This is a genomic window from Pseudomonas fragi, assembly GCF_002269505.1.
Taxonomy (GTDB): Bacteria; Pseudomonadota; Gammaproteobacteria; order Pseudomonadales; family Pseudomonadaceae; genus Aquipseudomonas; species Aquipseudomonas fragi_D.
This window is the reverse complement of sequence record NZ_NQKQ01000061.1, coordinates 1-1,250: the sequence shown is the minus strand read 5'-3', so window position 1 is coordinate 1,250 and position 1,250 is coordinate 1. Positions and strand designations below refer to the sequence as shown.

General features: G+C 54.6%; 1 protein-coding gene. It reads left to right on the top strand.

Features of this window, described 5'->3' with window-relative positions:
* Nucleotides 1–905 (top strand): IS30 family transposase (locus CJU81_RS23500; RefSeq protein WP_217902774.1); only part of this gene is annotated, 905 nt, incomplete at its 5' end.
* Nucleotides 906–1,250: the final 345 nt, after the last annotated feature.

Below are 1,250 nucleotides of genomic sequence, written 5' to 3'. Positions count from 1 at the left end.
CCATTAGTCGTGAGATCAAACGCACCCCCCAGCAGTCTCACTATGACGCCATACAAGCTACCAGCAGGGCTCAACAGCTTCGACATGTGCCTCGCCGTCAGCGGCGTTTATCTCCAGACTCAGAGCTATTTCAAGTGGTCGTCGAAATGCTCCGCATCGGCTGGTCACCGCAACAAATTGCCCGCAGACTACGCAGTATCTGGCCCGGCCAACCCGAGCGACATGTGAGCCACGAAACGATCTACCTCGCTATCTATGCCTACCCACGCGGAGAACTGAAGCGTCAGCTGATCAGTTATTTGCGGCAGGCTGATGGCAAACGTCGCAAGCGAACCCAGAGCAATGTGCGTCGAGAACGCTACCCTGCGCAGCTGAGTATTCACCTACGACCACCAGAAGTTGCAGACCGTCTGGTTCCAGGGCATTGGGAGAGTGATCTGATCATGGGCGCCAATAATCGCTCTGCGGTTGCCACAATGGTCGAACGCACGAGCCGTTATGTGATTCTCGCCAAACTCGAAGGGCCTACCGCTGAGGCGGCGGCGGAAGCCATTGTGAGGGAAATGTCGCGGATGGCGCCATCGCTACTAAAAACCATGACCCATGATCAAGGCAGCGAAATGGCTCGTCATGCCGAAATCACTGCGCGCACGGGGATGAAGATTTATTTCGCCGATCCACACTCGCCTTGGCAGCGTGGTAGCAATGAAAATACGAACGGTTTGTTACGTCAGTACCTCCCAAAAGGCACAGATCTCTCTCTGGTGACGCAGGCACGACTGGACGAAATCGCTGATTTGCTCAACACCCGACCCCGTCAGACACTGGGCTGGAAATTTCCGGTTGAGGTGCTGGTGGATCATCTTCAGTTTTCCGCGACCAACAAGCTTGAAACGATAAACTGACCGGTAAGAGCAAGCCCCGTCCCCGCCAAGCTACCTGGTGGATGCATCTAATGGGCGTTTCTATCGTGTCATTCCAGGCCGTCACATCGGCGATGGAGGGGGGGGTATGTATAGCCATTGTTTAAGCGATGGAGGGGGGGGTGTGTATAGCCACTGCTGCAGCGACCAAAGGGTTTGATCATGGCTCAGCTAAGCCCTTGGCAGTGGAAATTGTGCTTAGTCAGGTAGGCTAGGTTCGTTCAGACGCCAAGTGGTAACGATGTTTCGGAGGCGGGAATGCCCAGTTTCGTGATTAGCATGCTCAGAAAAATTAACTGACTGTTGCACTTGTTCCTTGAGACCGCC